Source organism: Pimelobacter sp. 30-1 (genome assembly GCF_018831735.1).
Taxonomy (GTDB): Bacteria; Actinomycetota; Actinomycetes; order Propionibacteriales; family Nocardioidaceae; genus Nocardioides.
This window is the reverse complement of record NZ_NHTS01000010.1, coordinates 362372-381455: the sequence shown is the minus strand read 5'-3', so window position 1 is coordinate 381455 and position 19084 is coordinate 362372. Positions and strand designations below refer to the sequence as shown.

Annotated in this window: 14 protein-coding genes; 9 read left to right on the top strand and 5 right to left on the bottom strand. The window is 72.3% G+C overall.

What is annotated here, in order from left to right:
• The first annotated feature begins 6 nt into the window (after positions 1-6).
• From CCO04_RS23510 to CCO04_RS23495, 4 genes are read left to right on the top strand one after another with little or no spacing between them, the layout of a single operon-like run.
• The gene (locus CCO04_RS23510) at positions 7-546 is read left to right on the top strand and encodes a copper chaperone PCu(A)C (protein ID WP_215816579.1); all 540 of its coding nucleotides are present in this window, start codon (positions 7-9) and stop codon (positions 544-546) included.
• Positions 546-1832 (top strand): Dyp-type peroxidase, encoded by a 1287-nt coding sequence (locus CCO04_RS23505; protein WP_215816578.1) that lies wholly within the window; start codon positions 546-548, stop codon positions 1830-1832. The genes CCO04_RS23510 and CCO04_RS23505 overlap by 1 nt, the downstream gene beginning before the upstream one ends.
• Positions 1829-2410, top strand: a complete 582-nt coding sequence (locus tag CCO04_RS23500) for a copper resistance CopC family protein (protein WP_215816577.1) — start codon at positions 1829-1831, stop codon at positions 2408-2410. The genes CCO04_RS23505 and CCO04_RS23500 overlap by 4 nt, the downstream gene beginning before the upstream one ends.
• Positions 2407-4380 (top strand): bifunctional copper resistance protein CopD/cytochrome c oxidase assembly protein, encoded by a 1974-nt coding sequence (locus CCO04_RS23495; protein ID WP_215816576.1) that lies wholly within the window; start codon positions 2407-2409, stop codon positions 4378-4380. Before CCO04_RS23500 ends, CCO04_RS23495 begins: the two co-directional genes overlap by 4 nt.
• Here CCO04_RS23495 and CCO04_RS23490 read toward each other — a convergent pair.
• From CCO04_RS23490 to CCO04_RS23470, 5 genes are all read right to left on the bottom strand, one after another.
• Entirely contained in the window at positions 4377-5657 is a 1281-nt protein-coding gene (locus CCO04_RS23490; protein WP_215816575.1) for an adenylate/guanylate cyclase domain-containing protein, read from the bottom strand. The genes CCO04_RS23495 and CCO04_RS23490 overlap by 4 nt on opposite strands.
• Before the next feature lie 96 nt (positions 5658-5753).
• Positions 5754-6497 (bottom strand): succinate dehydrogenase/fumarate reductase iron-sulfur subunit, encoded by a 744-nt coding sequence (locus CCO04_RS23485; protein WP_215816574.1) that lies wholly within the window; start codon positions 6495-6497, stop codon positions 5754-5756.
• An 11-nt stretch (positions 6498-6508) separates the two neighbouring features.
• Positions 6509-8533, bottom strand: coding sequence for a fumarate reductase/succinate dehydrogenase flavoprotein subunit (locus CCO04_RS23480; RefSeq protein ID WP_215816573.1), 2025 nt, complete (start codon positions 8531-8533; stop codon positions 6509-6511).
• A 13-nt stretch (positions 8534-8546) separates the two neighbouring features.
• Positions 8547-9188: a succinate dehydrogenase cytochrome b subunit gene (locus tag CCO04_RS23475; RefSeq protein WP_252373726.1), complete on the bottom strand. Its 642-nt coding sequence runs from the start codon at positions 9186-9188 to the stop codon at positions 8547-8549.
• A gap of 174 nt (positions 9189-9362) precedes the next feature.
• Positions 9363-10313: a Dyp-type peroxidase gene (locus CCO04_RS23470; RefSeq protein WP_215816571.1), complete on the bottom strand. Its 951-nt coding sequence runs from the start codon at positions 10311-10313 to the stop codon at positions 9363-9365.
• 110 nt (positions 10314-10423) lie between these two features.
• Between CCO04_RS23470 and CCO04_RS23465 the strand changes: the two genes are divergently transcribed.
• From CCO04_RS23465 to nrfD, 5 genes are read left to right on the top strand one after another with little or no spacing between them, the layout of a single operon-like run.
• Positions 10424-12730 carry an FdhF/YdeP family oxidoreductase gene (locus CCO04_RS23465; RefSeq protein WP_215816570.1) on the top strand — a complete coding sequence of 769 codons (2307 nt, stop codon included), beginning with the start codon at positions 10424-10426 and terminating at the stop codon, positions 12728-12730.
• Entirely contained in the window at positions 12714-13688 is a 975-nt protein-coding gene (locus CCO04_RS29365) for an FUSC family protein (protein WP_215816569.1), read from the top strand. The genes CCO04_RS23465 and CCO04_RS29365 overlap by 17 nt, the downstream gene beginning before the upstream one ends.
• Positions 13689-13697: 9 nt before the next feature.
• Positions 13698-16976, top strand: coding sequence for a formate dehydrogenase (gene fdh, locus CCO04_RS23450; RefSeq protein WP_252373725.1), 3279 nt, complete (start codon positions 13698-13700; stop codon positions 16974-16976).
• On the top strand, positions 16976-17968 hold the full coding sequence (locus CCO04_RS23445) for a 4Fe-4S dicluster domain-containing protein (RefSeq protein ID WP_215816566.1): 993 nt from the start codon (positions 16976-16978) through the stop codon (positions 17966-17968). The genes fdh and CCO04_RS23445 overlap by 1 nt, the downstream gene beginning before the upstream one ends.
• Positions 17968-19056, top strand: a complete 1089-nt coding sequence (gene nrfD, locus CCO04_RS23440) for an NrfD/PsrC family molybdoenzyme membrane anchor subunit (RefSeq protein WP_215816565.1) — start codon at positions 17968-17970, stop codon at positions 19054-19056. The genes CCO04_RS23445 and nrfD overlap by 1 nt, the downstream gene beginning before the upstream one ends.
• Positions 19057-19084 lie beyond the last annotated feature (28 nt).

Sequence of the window (19084 nt, the reverse complement as noted above, 5' to 3'; positions counted from 1 at the left end):
GAACTCATGAAGAAGCACCTCTGCGCGGCGGTCCTCACCGCCGCCCTCGTCCCCGCGCTCGCCGCCTGCGGCAGCGGGACCGAGGACGCCCGCGACCAGGCGCCCTCGGGCAGCCCGACCAGCGGCAGCCCCACCACGGCCGAGGCCGCGCTCACCGTGACCGACCCGTGGGTCAAGGCCGCCCCCAGCGGCATGACCGCGGCCTTCGGGACCCTCGTCAACGAGGGCACCAGCGACCTCACGGTCGCCTCGGCGAGCACCGACGTCAACGAGATGACCGAGCTGCACGAGACCGTCGAGAACGAGGACGGCTCGATGGCGATGCGGCCCAAGGAGGGCGGCTTCGTCATCCCGGCCGGCGGCTCGCTCACGCTCCAGCCCGGCGGCGACCACCTCATGCTCATGGGGCTCACCAAGCCCCTGGAGGCGGGCACCACGGTGACGATCACGCTCACCCTCGGTGACGGGACGAGCACCGAGGTCGAGGCCACCGTCAAGGCCTTCGACGGCGCCGACGAGAAGTACCAGAACGGCGGCGAGAGCTGATGGCCGGCGGTCCCCGGTGGGACCGCCGGCGCGTCCTCCGCACCGGCGCCGCCGCGTTCGGCGGTGCCGGTGCCGGGTGGAGTGCGTCCGCCCTCGTGGCGAACGGCTCTGCCGCAGCGGCGCCCCCGGACGGTCCGACCCGCGTGGTCGGCCCGTCCGCGGGCGCGGAGACCGTGCCGGTCGTCGGCACCCACCAGCCCGGGGTCGACACGGCGCCCCAGGCCCACCTCGCCCTGGTCGGCTGGAACCTGCGCCCGGGCGCGGGCGCGGTCGGGCTGACCCGGATGATGCGCCTGCTCAGCGACGACGCCGCCCGGCTCGCGACCGGGACGGCGGCGCTGGCCGACACCGAGCCCGAGCTCGCCGCGCACCCGGCCCGGCTGACGGTCACCTTCGGCTTCGGGCCGCGGGTGCTGCGCGAGCTCGTGCCGGCGCCCCGGCGGCCCCGGCTCGACGAGCTGCCGGCGTTCGACCGGGACCGGCTCGACCCGCGCTGGGGCCAGAGCGATGTCGTCGCCCAGATCTGCTGCGACGACCCGACCACGCTCGCCCACGCCCGGCGGATGCTCGTCAAGGACGCCCGCACCTTCGCCGAGGTGCACTGGATCCAGAGCGGCTTCCGCACCGCGCGCGGCACCGTCCCCGACGGCACCACGATGCGCAACCTGATGGGTCAGGTCGACGGGACGGTCAACCTCGCGCCGGCCGAGCCGGACTTCGACGGGCTCGTGTGGGCCGCGGGCGACCCGGCGTTCGCGGGCGGCACCTTCCTCGTCGTACGCCGGATCCGGATGCAGCTCGACAAGTGGGACCGGGTCGACCGGGTCGGCCGCGAGGTCGTGGTCGGCCGCCGGCTCGACACCGGTGCGCCGCTGACCGGGAAGCAGGAGTTCGACGAGCCGGACTTCGCCGCCACCGACCGGTTCGGCTTCCCGGTGATCGACCCGGCCAGCCACATCGCCCGGGCGCGCAGCGACGACCGGCGCGAGCGCTTCCTGCGCCGTGCCTACAGCTATGCCGAGCCCGACCCGGCCCGCAGCACCGGGGAGGACAACGGACTGGTGTTCCTGGCGTTCGCCGCGGACCCGGCCCGGCAGTTCGTGCCCATCCAGCGCCGCCTCGACGAGCTCGACCGGCTCAACGAGTGGGTGGTCGCGATCGGGTCCGCCGTCTATGCGATCCCGCCTGCCGCACCGCAAGGTGGGTACGTGGGCCAGCAGCTGCTCGAAGGCACCAGCACCACCGGCACCACCAGCGACACCACGGGGGAGAAGTCACCATCATGAGGAAGCACGCGCGGCTCGCCGCGCTCGCCACGGCGCTCGTCGCCGTCCTGGCGGCGGGCTGGAACCTGCCCGCCTCGGCGCACGCGTCGCTGGTCTCCAGCGACCCGGCGGCCGGGCAGCGGTTCGACGCGCTGCCCGCGCAGGTCCGGCTCGAGTTCAGCGAGCCGATCAGCGCGCCGGCGTACGTCGTGGTCACCGCGCCGGACGGCTCCCGGGCCGACCAGGGCGAGGTCCGCATCGACGACGCCGTGGTGAGCGTGGCGCTCGGCGGGTCCGCACCCGAGGGCACCTACAGCGCCGCCTTCCGGGTCGTCTCCGAGGACGGGCACCCGGTCACCGGCCGGATCGTGTTCGTGGTCGGCGACGGGCCGCTCGACGAGAAGGGCCCCTCGGCCTCGGCCCCGGCGGATGCCGCGACGCCGGACCCCGCCGGGTCCAGCCGGACGCCCGACGCCCGCGACGACGGCGCCGACGGCGACGGCGGCCTCTCGCTCGGCCAGGTCCAGGTGGGGGTCGCGGTCGCCCTGTTCGCGGTGGCCGGTGGGCTGCTCCTGTGGAGCCGGCGGCGGTCCCGGTGAGCGCCCCCGCCGTCCGTGAGCGCCGCAGCCTCGCGGCCCCGCTGGGGGCCGCGGTGGTGCTGGCCGCCGCGGTCGCCTTCGTCATCCTCGTGGCGGGCGGGGGAGCGCCCCAGGAGCCGATCCCCGGCCTGCCCGACCCCGGCCGGCTGACCGGCTGGGGGCTCCCGGCCCTGCGCCTGGTCTCCGACGGTCTCGCGATCGCCGTCGTCGCTGGCCTCCTCGTCGCGCCGCTCACCATGCGCCGCCCCGAGAACGAGCTCGGCGGGACCGCCCTGCGCGCCCTGCTGCCCGTGCGCTGGCTGGCGGCCGGGTGGTGCCTGGTCGCGCTGGTCCAGGTCGTGCTGACCTACTCCGACCAGTTCGCCGTACCGGTGGGGGACATCCGCTGGCGTGAGCTGCGCGGCTTCGCCACCGGGGTCGACCAGCCCCGCGCGCTGCTCGCCCAGGCCGCGCTCCTGGCCGTGGTCGCCATCGCGGCCCGCTGGGTGCTGACCGCCCGCGGCGTGCTCGTCCTGCTGGGCCTGGCGCTCGTCGCCGTCGTCCCGCCGATCCTCACCGGGCACGCCTCCTCGGCGGGCAACCACGACACCGCCATCGTGGCGATGGTCGTGCACGTGGTCACCGCGGTGGTCTGGATCGCCGGCGTGCTCGCCCTGTGGTGGCACCTCGCGCTCGCGACCAAGGTGCGCGACCGGGCGCTGCACCGGTTCTCCGCGCTCGCCGGCTGGTGCCTGGGGCTGACCGCCGTCTCGGGCGTGGTGAGCGCCTGGGTGCGGCTCGAACGGCCCGCCGACCTCCTCTCGGCGTACGGCGCCGGGGTGCTGGTCAAGACCGCCGTGATCGTCGTCGTCGGCCTGATCGGCCTGACCCTGCGCCGCCGCGTGATCACCGGCGAGGCGCCCGACTGGGTGGTGCTGCTGCGCCTGACCGGCCTCGAGCTGCTCGTGATGGCCGTGGCCGTCGGCGCCGGCGTCGGCCTCTCCCGGACCCCGCCGCCGGCGCCCGAGAACCTCTACACCTCGCTCGCCGAGGGGCTCCTCGGCGGCCCGCTCCCGCCCGCGCCGACGTTCGGGCGGCTGCTGTGGTCGTTCACCCCCTCGGGCCTGGGCTTCCTCGTCGTCGGCCTCGGCGCGGCGGCGTACCTCGCCGGGATCGTCGCCCTGCGCCGCCGCGGCGACCACTGGTCGCTGGGCCGCACGATCACCTGGTTCGCCGGCCTCGCCGTCGTCGGCTACGCCACCTTCGGCGGCCTCGGGACCTACTCCGGCGTCATGTTCAGCGCCCACATGGCCGCGCACATGGCGCTGTCGATGGTCGCGCCGATCCTGCTCGTCTCGGGCCGTCCGCTCCAGCTCGCGCTGCGCGCGCTGCCCGGCAGCGACGTCCCCGGCGGCACCGGACCGCGCCAGCTGCTCGCCGCCGCCCTCGACTCGCGGCTCGCGCACCTCGTGCTGCACCCGGTCACCGCGGCGCTGCTCCTCGTCGGCAGCCTGTACGTCGTCTACTTCAGCAGCCTCTTCGACGTCCTCATGCGCAACCACCTCGGTCACCTCGCCATGGAGCTGCACTTCCTGGCGGCGGGGCTCGTCTTCTTCGAGGTGCTCATCGGCGACCGGCCCGGCGGCGGCACGTCGTACGTCGGGCGGCTGATGCTGCTGCTCGTCACGATGCCCTTCCACGCGTTCTTCTCGATCAGCGTGATGGGCTCGGAGCGGATCATCGGCGGCGAGTACTTCCGGCTGATCGACGCCCACTACGTGCCGAGCCTGCTCGACGACCAGCACCTCGCGGGCGCCATGAACTGGGCCCTCGGCGAGATCCCGATGGTCATGGTCATCGTCGTGCTCGTCATCCAGTGGTGGCGCGACGACGAGCGTGAGGCCAAGCGGCGCGACCGCGCGGCCGACCGCGACGGCGACGCCGAGCTGGCGGCGTACAACGAGATGCTGAAGCGGGCCGCGAAGGGCTAGGTCGCCCCCAGCAGGTAGTACGTCGTCATCGGCCCCTTGCCCTTGACGTCGACCACCTGCGGGTCGCTGAACGCGTAGCGGGTCTCGAGCAGCGCGTGCGTGGCCGCCGAGACCTGGATCCGGTGCGGCCGGCCGTGCGACTCCATGCGGCTGGCCGTGTTGACCGTGTCGCCCCACAGGTCGTAGGTGAACTTGCGCTGGCCGATCACCCCGGCCACGACGGGCCCCGACGCGATGCCGATCCGCATCGCGATCGGGCTCGGCCAGGTGGGGGAGAGGCGGGCCAGGGTGCGCTGCATGTCGAGCGCGAGCTCGGCCAGCGACGCCGCGTGGTCGTCGTCCGGCGTGGGCAGCCCGGCGACGGCCATGTAGGCATCGCCCACGGTCTTGATCTTCTCGATGCCGCGCCGGTCGCACAGCGCGTCGAACTCGCGGAACATCGTGTCGAGCAGCGCCACCAGCTCCTCGGGCGTGAGCGCCTCGGAGACCGGCGTGAAGCCGACGATGTCGGAGAACAGCACGCTCACGCTCGGCGCCGAGTCGGCGATCGCCCCTCGCTCGGTGCGCAGCCGCTGCGCGATCGGCACCGGCAGCACGTTGTGCAGGATCTCCTCGGAGCGCGCCCGCTCCTGCTCGACCTCCCGCTGGCGCTGGAAGTCGGTACGCCGCAACCGCTCCAGCGCATAGGCGACCACCCACGCGATCGCCGCGATCCCCACCGTCGGCGCCACGTGCGACCCCAGCGCATCGACCCCGCCCAGCGCCCCCGGCAGCGTCAGGCCCACCGCGACGAAGACCGCGATCGTCGCCACCACCGCGTGCATCCGCAGCCGGAGCAGCCCGATCGCTCCCAGCAGCGTGATCGTCGCCGACGTCCGCAGGTACTCCGTCGGGAAGTCACCCACCGCCGCCAGCGCCGGTCCCAGGCCCAGCAGCAGCAGGCTCAGCAGCAGCACCGAGCCCACCTGGAGGTGCCGGCGCACCACCGGCAGGCGCAGGGTCAGCCCGGACCCGACGAACACGAGCACCAGCGCCAGCCGGATCAGGGACGCCGCGAGCAGGCCGTCGGTGAGCACGAGGGCGTCCACGGCGCCGTACGCGGTCGTGAAGAGGACGCCGACCACCAGCGCGAACCGGGCCGCGCGCAGGCCGTTGTCGTCGTCGTACGTGCGGAAGTCGCGCTCGGCGGCGGGCTGGTCGAACTCCAGCATCCACCGCTTCATGTGCAGCTGCGCGTGCCGCTCGTGCACCCACGCACGGATCAGGCTGGCCCCCATAGCGGCAGGATGCCAGAACGGGGCGGCCCCGCTCCCCAAAAGCACGAGCGCCGCACCAGCCGTGGCTGGTGCGGCGCTGCGCGGACGTCGTGTGCGTCAGTGACCGTTCTTGAGCGCGGTGCGCAGGTCCTTGTTGAGCTGCGAGATCACGTCGAGCGGGATCTCCTTGGGGCAGGCCGCCGCGCACTCGCCGATGTTGGTGCAGCCGCCGAAGCCCTCGTGGTCGTGCTGGCCGACCATGTCGACCACGCGCGACCAGCGCTCGGGCTGGCCCTGCGGCAGCTCACCCAGGTGGGTGATCTTGGCGCCGACGAAGAGGGACGCCGAGCCGTTGGGGCAGGCGGCGACGCAGGCGCCGCAGCCGATGCAGGTCGCCACGTTGAAGGCGCGCATCGCCTTGTCGCGCGGGGCCGGGACCGAGTTGGCCTCGGGGGCCGAGCCGGTGTTGGCGGAGATGAAGCCGCCGGACTGGATGATCCGGTCGAACGCCGAGCGGTCGACGATCAGGTCCTTGACCACCGGGAAGGGCTCGGCGCGCCACGGCTCGATCGTGATGGTGTCGCCGTCCTTGAACGAGCGCATGTGCAGCTGGCAGGTCGTGGTGACCTCCGGGCCGTGCGCCTCGCCGTTGATCATCAGCGAGCACATGCCGCAGATGCCCTCGCGACAGTCGGAGTCGAACGCCACGGGCTCCTCGCCCTTGTCGTTCAGCTGCTCGTTGAGGACGTCGAGCATCTCGAGGAAGCTCATGTCCGCGGAGATGTCCGACACCTGGTAGGTGTGGAGACCGCCCGCGTCGTTGGGTCCGGCCTGGCGCCAGATCTTCAGGGTGAGGTTCATTCCGCCCGCGCTCACTTGTAGCTCCGCTGCTTCATCTCGATGGCCGTGTAGATCAGGTCCTCCTTGTGCAGGACGGGCTGACCCTGGTCGCCGCCCCACTCCCAGGCCGCGACGTAGGAGAACTCGTCGTCGTGGCGCAGCGCCTCGCCGTCCTCGGTCTGCGACTCGCCACGGAAGTGGCCGCCGCAGGACTCGCGCCGGTTGAGGGCGTCGATGCACATGAGCTCGCCGAGCTCGATGAAGTCGGCCACGCGGCCGGCCTTCTCGAGGCTCTGGTTGAGGGTGTCGGCCGAGCCGAGCACCTTGAGGTTCGACCAGAAGTCGGCCTTGAGCTCGCGGATCATGTCGATGGCCTTGCGCAGGCCCTCCTCGGTCCGCTCCATGCCGCAGTACTCCCACATGATGTTGCCCAGCTCCTTGTGGTAGCTGTCGGCGCTGCGGGAGCCGTTGATGGAGAGGAACTTCTGGACCCGGTCCTCGACGCTCTTGCGCGCCTCGACCACGGCCTCGTGGGACTCGTCGATCTTGTCGAACGGGCCGTCGGCGAGGTAGTCGCGGATGGTGTTCGGGAGGACGAAGTAGCCGTCGGCCAGGCCCTGCATGAGGGCCGAGGCGCCCAGGCGGTTGGCGCCGTGGTCGGAGAAGTTGGCCTCGCCCGAGACGAAGAGGCCCGGGATGTTCGACTGCAGGTGGTAGTCGACCCACAGGCCGCCCATCACGTAGTGCACGGCGGGGTAGATCCGCATCGGGACCTCGTACGGGTTCTCACCCGTGATCCGCTCGTACATGTCGAGGAGGTTGTCGTACTTCTCCTCGACCGCGTCCTTGCCCAGGCGCTTGATCGCGTCGCCGAGGTCGAGGTAGACGCCGCGGCGGAAGTCGCCGACCAGCGGGCCGACACCGCGGCCCTCGTCGCACATGTTCTTGGCCTGGCGCGAGGCGATGTCGCGGGGGACCAGGTTGCCGAAGGACGGGTAGATCCGCTCCAGGTAGTAGTCGCGGTCCTCCTCGGGGATGTCCCGCGGGTCCTTGTCGCAGTCTTCCTTCTTCTTCGGCACCCAGATCCGGCCGTCGTTGCGCAGCGACTCCGACATCAGCGTCAGCTTCGACTGGTGGTCGCCGGAGACCGGGATGCACGTCGGGTGGATCTGCGTGTAGCAGGGGTTGGCCATGTAGGCGCCCTTGCGGTGCGCACGCCACGCGGCGGTGACGTTGGAGCCCATCGCGTTGGTGGAGAGGAAGAAGACGTTGCCGTAGCCGCCCGTGGCCAGGACGACGACGTCGGCGAGGTGGGTCTCGATCTCGCCGGTGACCATGTCGCGGGCGATGATGCCGCGCGCCTTGCCGTCGACGACGATCAGCTCGAGCATCTCGTGGCGGGTGAACTGCTCGACCGTGCCGGCCGCGACCTGGCGCTCCATCGCCTGGTAGGCGCCGATGAGGAGCTGCTGGCCCGTCTGGCCGCGGGCGTAGAACGTGCGGGAGACCTGCACGCCGCCGAAGGAGCGGTTGTCGAGCAGGCCGCCGTACTCGCGGGCGAAGGGGACGCCCTGCGCGACGCACTGGTCGATGATGTTGGCGCTGACCTCGGCCAGGCGGTAGACGTTCGACTCGCGCGAGCGGTAGTCGCCGCCCTTGACCGTGTCGTAGAAGAGACGGAACGTCGAGTCGCCGTCCTCCTTGTAGTTCTTGGCCGCGTTGATGCCGCCCTGGGCGGCGATCGAGTGCGCCCGGCGCGGGGAGTCCTGGTAGCAGAAGGACTTCACGTTGTAGCCGGCCTCGCCGAGCGTGGCGGCCGCGGCGCCACCGGCCAGACCGGTGCCGACGATGATCACGTCGAGCTTGCGCCGGTTGGCGGGGTTGACCAGGCGGTTCTCGAACTTGCGGGTGGTCCAGCGGTCCTTGATCGGGCCGGTCGGAGCGACCGGGTCGACCAGCTTGTCGCCGAGGGTGTAGTAGCCGCGCGCGTCGTCGGACTTCTGCTCGGACGGTCCGTTGAGGGGGGTGAGCCCGTCGTGGAGGGTGCTTCCAGCCATCTTCAGGTGGTCCTTACTTCTCGATGATGCCGACGAGGACGGACAGCGGGACCAGCGCGAAGCCGCCGGCGACCACGATCGCCACGACCCAGCCGGCCGCCCGGGCACGCGTGCGCGCGACGGCCGAGCCGGTGAAGCCCAGCGTCTGCAGCGAGCTGAAGGTGCCGTGGTGCAGGTGCATGCCCAGTGCCACCATCGCGAGCAGGTAGATGACGGTGATCCACCACACGTCGAAGCTGTCGACCATCAGGCGGTAGGCGTTCTCGCCGCCGGTGTCCCCGTTGCTCGGGTTGATCTTGACGATCGTGAAGTTGAGCAGGTGCCAGATGATGAAGACCAGCAGCGTCACGCCGCCCCAGCGCATGGTGCGCGAGGAGACCGACGAGCCGTTGTTCTTCTTCACGGCGTACTTGACCGGGCGGGCCTTGGCCGCGCGGCGGGCCAGGATCACCGCCGAGGCCACGTGCGCGATCAGCGCGAGGATGAGGCCGACGCGCATGATCCAGAGGAAGCCCGAGTAGGGGAGCATCGGCTCACCCAGGACGCGCAGGTGGTGCGCGTACTCGTTGAAGGACTCCTCGCCCGCGAAGGCCTTGAGGTTGCCGTACATGTGCCCCAGGACGAAGCCGATGAACAGCAGGCCGCTCACGGCCATCAGGAGCTTCAGGGCGATGGTCGAACGGGCTGCACGGGAGCCCTTCGCCAATTCGGGTCGCGTCGTCGTTGCCACAGGGGGCCACGCTACCCCCGCTACTGACCAGTAGGTGACCGGGATCATGTGAGATACGCACGTAAGGCAAGCCTTACCCGCGCGCTCACGGGGCGCGGGTCAGCGCTCGACGGGGTCCGCGGCGGCGTCGAGGAAGTCGGCCGAGGGGACGAAGAAGAGGCTCCCGGTCAGGGCCGTGGAGAAGTCGAGGACCCGGTCGTGGTTGCCCGGCGGCTTGCCGACGAACATGTTCTGGAGCATCTCCTCGATGACGCCGGGATCGTTCGCGTAGCCGATGAAGTAGGTGCCGAACTCGCCCGCGCCGACCCGCCCGAAGGGCATGTTGTCGCGCAGGATGTCGCGCTCGGTGCCGTCGGTGTCGACGATCGTGGTGAGCGCGACGTGGGAGTTGCTGGGCTTGACGTCGTCGGCCAGCTCGACGTCGTCGAGCTTGGTGCGGCCGATCGCGTGCTCCTGCTGCTCGACGCTCAGGGTGCGCCAGGCGTCCAGGTCGTGGACGTACTTCTGGGTGATGACGTAGCTGCCGCCGGCGTACGCCGCGTCCTCCGCGCCGATGAGCACGGCCGCGGCCTTCTCGTCGCCCTCCGGGTTCTCGGTGCCGTCGACGAACCCGAGCAGGTCGCGCTGGTCGAAGGAGCGGAAGCCGTGCACCTCGTCGACGACCCGGGCGACGCCGGCCAGGCGCCGTACGAGGTGCTGGGCGAGTTCGAAGCACAGGTCGAGGCGGTGCGCGCGGAGGTGGAAGAAGAGGTCGCCGTCGGTGGCCGGGGCGTGGTGCCGGGCGCCGCTGACCGCGCGGAACGGGTGCAGCCCGGCGGGCAGGGGGAGCGCGAAGAGCCGGTTCCAGGCGCCGGCGCCGATGCCGGTCACGCAGGTCAGCTCGCCCTCGGGGATCCGGAAGCCGACCGAGCGGCGCAGCCCGCCGACGTCGGCGAGCAGGTCGCGCACGGTCTCGGCGGCGCCGGGCGCCTCGTCGTCGAGGGTGAGCGTCAGGAAGAGGGCGGCCTCGGTGAGCGGGGCGAGGACCGCCTGGGGCGTGGGGCTCGGCACCGCGCCGACTCTACGGGACCTCCGCGACCTCCAGAAGTCATAAACATCGTCTATCAAGCGATGGAAGATTGATCTTTGACGCTCATCGATCGACCGGGCACGCTGGAGGGGTGAGCGCCAGCGGCCCGACCGAAGACCCGCGCGACGACCTGCGGGTCACCCCTCCCAAGACCGTGGCCGCCGGCGTTCCCGCCGTGGCGCACGCGATCGAGTACTCCCTGGCCCAGGCCGGGCCCCAGCGCACGCTGCTCACCCTGCTGAGCCTCAACCAGGCCGAGGGCATCGACTGCCCCGGCTGCGCCTGGCCCGACCCGAAGCACCGGCACAAGAACGAGTACTGCGAGAACGGCGCCAAGCACGTCAACGACGAGGCGACCACGCGCCGGGTCACCCGCGCGTTCTTCGCCGAGCACCCGATCGCCGAGCTCGACCAGAAGTCCGACATGTGGCTCAACCACCAGGGCCGGCTCACCGAGCCGATGGTCAAGCGCCCCGGCGCGACCCACTACGAGCCGATCGGCTGGGACGAGGCCTTCGGCATCGTCGCCGACGGGCTCAACGCGCTCGCCTCGCCGGACGAGGCGATGTTCTACACCTCGGGCCGGCTCAACAACGAGGCCGCCTTCCTGCTCCAGCTCTTCTCGCGCGCCTACGGCACCAACAACCTGCCGGACTGCTCGAACATGTGCCACGAGTCGAGCGGCTCGGGCCTGGGGGAGACCCTCGGCATCGGCAAGGGCAGCGTCTCGCTCGACGACATCCACGAGTCCGACCTGGTCTTCGTGGTCGGCCAGAACCCCGGCACCAACCACCCGCGCATGCTCTCCGCGCTCGAGGAGACCAAGCGCAACGGAGGCAAGGTGATCGCGATCAACCCGCTGCCCGAGGCGGGCCTGTTCCGGTTCAAGAACCCCCAGAAGGCGCGCGGCGTCGTCGGCCGCGGCACCGAGATCGCCGACCAGTTCCTCAAGATCCGCCCCGGTGGCGACCTCGCGCTCTTCCAGATGCTCAACCGGATGCTGCTCGAGGCCGAGGACGCCGCCCCCGGCACCGTGCTCGACCACGACTACATCGCGGCCCACACCACCGGCTTCGACGACTTCGCCGCCCACGCCCGCACCGTCACTTGGGAGCACGTGCTCACCGCGACCGGGCTGACCCGCGCCGAGATCGAGGAGGTCCACGCGCAGGTGCTGGCCAGCCGCCGGATCATCGTGTGCTGGGCGATGGGCCTGACCCAGCACAAGCACGGCGTACCGACGATCCGCGAGATCGTCAGCTTCCTGCTGCTGCGCGGCAACCTCGGCCGCCTCGGCGCCGGGGTGTGCCCGGTGCGCGGGCACAGCAACGTCCAGGGCGACCGCACGATGGGCATCTGGGAGCGGGTGCCCGACCGCTTCCTCGACGCGCTCGCCGCGGAGTTCGACTTCGAGCCGCCGCGGGCCCACGGCTACGACTCGGTCGCCGGCGTGCGCGCGATGCGTGACGGCAAGGCCACGGTGTTCGTCGGCGTGGCCGGCAACTTCGTGCGCGCGATGTCCGACAGCGACGTGACCGAGGCGGCGCTGCGCTCGTGCTCGCTGACCGTGCAGATCTCGACCAAGCTCAACCGCTCGCACACCGTGTGCGGCGAGACCGCGCTGATCCTGCCCACGCTGGGCCGCAGCGACCGCGACGTCCAGGCGAGCGGCGAGCAGTTCGTGACCGTCGAGGACTCGATGAGCGAGGTGCACCAGTCGCGCGGCCGGCTCGCGCCCGCCTCGCCGGACCTGCTCAGCGAGGTCGCGATCATCGGCCGGCTGGCGCGGCGCACCCTGGGCCCCGGCGGCGCGATCCCGTGGGAGGACTTCGAGGCCGACTACGCGCTGGTCCGCGACCGGATCGCGCGCGTCGTGCCCGGCTTCGAGGACTTCAACGCGCGGGTCGCCGTCCCCGGCGGCTTCCGGCTGCCCAACCCGGTCAACTCCGGCGTCTTCCCGACGCCGAGCGGCAAGGCCGTCTTCGTCGTCAACCAGCCCGACTGGATCGAGCCGCCGGCCGGGCACCTGGTGCTCCAGAGCCTGCGCTCGCACGACCAGTGGAACACCATCCCCTACGCGATGAACGACCGCTACCGCGGCATCCACGACGCCCGGCGGATCGTCATGGTCAACCCCGACGACCTCGCCGACCTCGGCCTCGCCGACCGTGACCTGGTCGATCTGGTCAGCGTCTGGACCGACGGCAGCGAGCGCCGCGCCGAGGGCTTCCGGGTCGTCGCCTACCCGGCGGCGCGGGGTTCCGCGGCGTCGTACTACCCCGAGACCAACGTGCTGGTGCCCCTCGACAGCGTCGCCGAGATCAGCAACACGCCCACCTCCAAGGGCGTGATCGTGCGCCTGGAGCCCGCGGGTGCCGCTGGTGCCGCCGTCGGCTGACCGGCGCCACGCCGGCCGGGTCCTGCTCGGCCTGCTCGTCCCGGGGCTGGTGCTCCTCGGCACCGGCCGCCCCGAGCTGATGCTGTACGCCGTCTTCGGCTCCTTCGCCGGCATGTACGGCCGCCGGGAGGGACCGGCGGAGCGGCTGCGGCACCAGTTCCACGGTGCCGGGATGCTCGTCACCGGCGTCGCCCTCGGCGCGACCCTCGCGGCGACGGACGCCGGATCCGGCGTGCTGCTGGTCGCCGTCACCGGGTTCGCGACGCTGGGCTCGCTCGTCACCGACGCGCTGCGGCTGCGGCCGGGCGGCCCGTTCTTCGGCATCTTCGCGCTCGGCGCCACCGCGACCGTCGACCCCGGCCTGGTCGGACCGCTCGGTGCCGTCCTGATCTGCGCCACGACGGCGACCTGGTGCCTCGCGCTCGGTCTCGTCGCACGTACGCCGAGCGCCTCCACCCCGCCGGACCCGTCGCGGTCGCTGCCGGCCGGTGCCGGCGCCCAGGCCGCGCGCTACGCGCTGGCCACGGCGGCGGCCGGGCTGGCCGGGCTGGTGCTGGGCGTCGACCACGCCAACTGGGCGATGACCGCGGCCGCCGTACCGCTGGCGATCGTGACGGCCGGCGACCCGCTCGACCTGCGCGCCGTCGTCGAGCGGGCCGGGCACCGGGTCGCCGGGACCTTCGCCGGACTGCTGGTGACCGCGGTCGTGCTGCTGCCCGAGCCGCGCCCGGCCATGCTGGCGCTCGTCGTGATGGTGCTGCTGTTCCCGACCGAGCTGTTCCTGAGCCGGCACCACGGCATCGCGCTCGGCTTCTTCACCCCGCTCATCATGCTGATGACCGAGCTGGCGGCGCCGGCCGAGCCGCTCGGGCTGCTGCTGGCGCGAGGTGTCGACACGGTGCTCGGCGTCGCCGCGGGCGTCGCGGCGGCCGCCCTCGTCCCGGGCCGCGAGCGGTAGGGTCGGCCCATGGCTGCGTGGAGCCCTCTCGAGTGGCCCGTCCTCCGCCAAGCCCTGACCGGCGACCGGTTCGGGCGCGGCCCGGCCGTGCAGTCCGCGCGGACCCGCCGTACCGAGTCGCGCAACGCCACCGCCGACCGCGTCGTGCAGAGCGTCTGCCCCTTCTGCGCGGTGGGCTGCGGCCAGAAGGTCTACGTCAAGGACGAGCGCGTCGTCCAGATCGAGGGCGACCCGGACTCGCCGATCTCGCGCGGGCGGCTGTGCCCCAAGGGCTCCTCGAGCGAGCAGCTCGTCAACAACCCCCTGCGCCAGACCACGATCCGCTACCGCGCTCCGCACGCCACCGAGTGGACCGACCTCGACCGCGACACCGCGATCGACATGATCGCCGACCGCTTCCTCGCCGCCCGCCGGCACGGCTGGCAGGACCACGACGAGCACGGGCGCCCGCTGCGCCGCACGATGGGCATCGCCTCGCTCGGCGGCGCGACGCTCGACAACGAAGAGAACTACCTGATCAAGAAGCTCTTCACCGCGGCCGGCGCGATCCAGATCGAGAACCAGGCTCGTATTTGACACTCCGCCACGGTTCCCAGTCTGGGAGCCTCGTTCGGGCGTGGCGGTGCCACGCAGTCCCTCCAGGACATGGCCAACGCCGACTGCATCATCCTGATGGGCGGCAACATGGCCGAAGCGCACCCCGTGGGCTTCCAGTGGGTCAGTGAGGCGCTCGCCAAGGGCGCCAAGGTGATCCACGTCGACCCCCGGTTCACCCGTACGTCGGCCGTGGCGACCAAGCACGTCGCGATCCGGGCCGGCTCGGACGTCGTCTTCCTCGGCGGGCTGATCAACCACATGCTCAGCAACGAGCTCTACTTCCACGACTACGTCGTCGCGTTCACCAACGCCGCGACCCTGGTCGGCGAGGACTTCCGCGACACCGAGGACCTGGGCGGGCTCTTCTCGGGCTTCGACCCCGAGAGCGGCACCTACGACCCGTCGTCCTGGGCGTACGCCGACCCGGAGGGCGGCACCGTCACCGGGCCGTCCGGCGAGGAGCACGGGGCCAGCGCATCGCCCCGGGCCGCGGGCGACGAGCACGGCTCCGGCGGTCCGGCGCTGGAGCACGCGGGCGTCGTACGGGACGAGACGCTGCAGCACCCGCGCACCGTCTTCCAGGTGCTCAAGCGGCACTTCTCGCGCTACACGCCCGAGATGGTCCGTGACATGTGCGGCATCCCGATCGAGGACTTCGACTACGTCGCCCGCGCGATCGCGGAGAGCTCGGGCCGGGAGCGGACGACCTGCTTCGGCTACGCGACGGGCTGGACCCAGCACACGCTGGGCGCCCAGTTCATCCGCACGGCCGCCGTCCTGCAGCTGCTGATGGGCAATGTCGGCCGCCCCGGCAGCGGCATCATGGCGCTGCGCGGGCACGCGAGCATCCAGGGATCGACCGACATCCCGACGCTGTTCAACCTGCTGCCGGGCTACCTGCCGATGCCGAGCGTGGGCCGCCACGACACCTACCGCGACTACGTCGACTCGATCGGCTCGAAGCAGCAGAAGGGCTACTGGGCCTACGCCGAGACCTATGTCGTCAACCTGCTCAAGGCGTGGTGGGGCGACGCGGCGAGGGCCGGGAACGACTGGGCCTACGACTACCTGCCGCGGCTCAGCGGGGCGCACGGGACCTACCAGACCGTCGCCGACATGCGCGACGGCAAGGTCGACGGCTACTTCATCCTCGGCCAGAACCCGGCCGTGGGCTCGGCCAACGGGCGCCAGCAGCGGCTCGCGATGGCCCAGCTCAAGTGGCTGGTCGTGCGCGACCTCAACATGATCGAGTCGGCGACCTGGTGGAAGGACGGACCCGAGATCGAGTCCGGCGAGCTGCGCACCGAGGACATCGCGACCGAGGTGTTCTTCATGCCCGCCGCGACCCACGTCGAGAAGGCCGGCTCGTTCACCCAGACCCAGCGGATGCTCCAGTGGCGGCACCAGGCCGTGCAGCCGCCGGGGCAGGCGCAGAGCGAGCTCGACTTCTTCCACGAGCTGGGCGTGCGCATCCGGGCCCGCCTGGCCGGCTCGACCGACCCGCGCGACCGGCCCCTGCTCGACCTCACCTGGGACTACCCGCCCGACGAGCACGGCAACCCGGACCCGGAGGCGGTGCTCGCCGAGATCAACGGGTACGTCGTCGGCGACCGCGCGCCGCTGTCGTCGTACACGCAGATGAAGGCCGACGGTACGACGGCCGGTGGCTGCTGGATCTACACCGGCGTCTACGCCGACGGGCACAACCAGGCCGCCCGCCGCGTGCCCCAGGGCGGCGGCGGAGTCACCCAGTCGCAGTGGGGCTGGGTGTGGCCCGCGGACCGGCGGATCCTCTACAACCGCGCGTCCGCCGACCGCGACGGCAAGCCCTGGAGCGAGCGCAAGGCCTACATGTCGTGGGACGAGGCGCAGGGCCGGTGGGTCGGGCCCGACAACGTGGACTTCCCCGTCGACAAGCACCCGCACGCCCGTCCCGACCCGTCCCTCGGCGGCGCCGAGGGACTCGCCGGCGACGACCCGTTCGTGATGCAGGCCGACGGCAAGGGCTGGCTGTTCACCCCCAAGGGACTGGTCGACGGGCCGCTGCCCGCGCACTACGAGGCCGCCGAGTCGCCGGTCCGCAACGCGCTCTACCCCCAGCAGCAGGCACCCGCCCGGGTGCTGCTGGCGCGCGAGGACAACCTGGAGGCGCCCAGCGCCGGCGAGCCGGGGGCCGAGGTCTACCCGTTCGTGTTCACGACGTACCGGCTGACCGAGCACCACACCGCGGGCGGGATGAGCCGCTGGTCGCCGTACCTGGCGGAGCTGCAGCCGGAGATGTTCTGCGAGGTCTCGCCGCAGCTCGCCGCGGAGCGCGGGCTCGAGAACGGCGGCTGGGCCACGATCATCTCGCCGCGGGCGGCGATCGAGGCGCGCGTGCTGGTCACCGACCGGGTCAAGAGCCTGGTGATCAACGGGCGCGAGGTCCAGCAGGTCGGCCTGCCCTACCACTGGGGCGTCGGCAGCGACGCCGTCGTCACCGGTGACGCCGCCAACGACCTGCTCGGCGTGATGATGGACCCGAACACCCAGATCCAGGAGTCCAAGGTCGCCTCGTGCGACGTGATCGCCGGACGGCGGCCGCGTGGCGCGGACCTGCAGCGGCTCGTGGCGTCGTACCAGGAGCGGGCGGGGACGACGCCGGCCACGGGTGGCCAGCGGGTGACCGATCCGGACAAGGAGGGCTTCTGATGGGCCAGCTGAGCGGACCGACCGACCCGACCGCCGACGCAGCCTGGGCTCCGGAGCACACCCACCCGCGCAAGGGCTTCTTCACCGACACCTCGATCTGCATCGGCTGCAAGGCCTGCGAGGTCGCGTGCAAGGAGTGGAACCAGAACCCGCGCGACGGCGACCTCGAGCTGACCGGCATGTCCTACGACAACACGGTCTCGCTCGGCGCGAGCACCTGGCGGCACGTGGCGTTCGTCGAGCAGGGACGCGACGCGATCACGGCCGCGCGGGAGTCGGGCCGGGCGCTGGTGTCGCTGGGGATGCCGTCGTTCGGGGCGCCGGCTCCCGACGCGGTGCCCGACGTGGCGCCGCCGGACACCCCGGAGTTCCGGTGGCTGATGGCCTCCGACGTCTGCAAGCACTGCACCCACGCGGGATGTCTCGACGTGTGCCCGACGGGCGCGCTGTTCCGCACCGAGTTCGGGACGGTCGTCATCCAGCCCGACGTCTGCAACGGCTGCGGGACCTGCGTCGCGGGCTGCCCGTTCGGCGTCGTCGAGCGGCGCAGCGACGGGACCGCCGCGCCGACGTACCGCGAGGGGCACCGCAAGGGGGAGCAGCCGCCGGTCCCGAAGCGGGGCGTCGCCCAGAAGTGCACGCTCTGCTACGACCGGCTCGTCGACGACGAGCCGCCGGCGTGCGCGAAGACGTGCCCGACGACGTCCATCAAGTTCGGCGACCACGCGACGATGGTCGACACCGCGCGCGAGCGGGTCGCCGAGCTGCACGCGCAGGGGATGACCGAGGCGCGGCTCTACGGCGCCAACGAGCTCGACGGCGTCGGGGGCACCGGATCGGTGTTCCTGCTGCTCGACGAGCCCGAGGTCTACGGGCTGCCGCCCGACCCGCGGGTGTGCACGGCGGACCTGATGACGATGTACAAGCGCGCGGGCGTCGCCATGGCCGGGATGGTCGCGGCGGCCGCGGTCGCCTTCTGGAGGGGGCGCTGATGAGCGAGTACGACGAGGTGCGGCCGCCCGAGCCGGCCCGGCGCGGTCGGGGGCAGGGGCCTGGGCGTGGACGTCGGCGTCCCGGTGGGCGGCGCGGCGGTCGGGCCGAGGAGCTGATGGTTCCCGAGGCCGCGTTCACGTCGTACTACGACAAGCCGATCGTCAAGGCGCCGCCGTGGGGGCACGAGATCCCGGCGTACCTCTTCCTCGGCGGTGTCGCCGGCGGCTCGGGGCTGCTGGCCGCAGGCGCCCAGCTGACCGGTCGCTCGCTGCTGCGCCGCAACGCCCGGCTCTCCGCGATGGCCGCGATCGGCCTCGGCGGCGTCGCGCTCGTCGCCGACCTCGGCAAGCCGAGCCGGTTCTACAACATGCTGCGCACGTTCAAGGTGACCTCGCCGATGAGCGTCGGGTCGTGGATCCTCACCGCCTTCGCCGGCGGGCTGACGGTGACCGTCGGCGCCGAGGTCGACCGGATGTCGGGGGAACGGCTGCCGCTGGGTCCGCTGCGGCCGGTGCTGCGCGCACTCGAGGGACCCGCTGGGTGGGAGGCGGCGGTGTTCGCGGCGCCGCTGGCCGGGTACACCGCCGTACTGCTGGCGGACACGGCGGTCCCCACCTGGAACGCCACCCACCGCGACCTGCCGTTCGTCTTCGTCAGCTCGGCGAGCCTCGCCTCGGCCGGCCTCGCCATGATCACCACGCCGGCCCACGAGGCCGGACCGGCCCGGACCCTCGCCCTGATGGGCGTGGTCGGCGACGTCGTCGCGATGAAGGCCATGGAGCGCCGGATGGACCCCGTCGCCGCCGAACCCCTCCACCACGGCTCCGCCGGCACGATGCTGCGCTGGAGCGAGCGCCTCGCGGTGGCCGGCGCCGTCGGCGTGGTGCTCGGCGGACGCCGCCGTCCCCTCGCCGTCGCGTCGGGGCTCGCGCTGATGACCGCCTCGGCCCTCACCCGGTTCGGCGTCTTCGAGGCCGGCATCCACTCGACCAAGGACCCGCGCTACGTCGTCGAGCCGCAGCGGCGGCGGTTGGCGGCGCGGCGGGCGGCGGGGGAGACGGGCGACTCGATCACCACCGCGGGCTGACGTCCGCGCGGGGGCTGTGGATAACCAG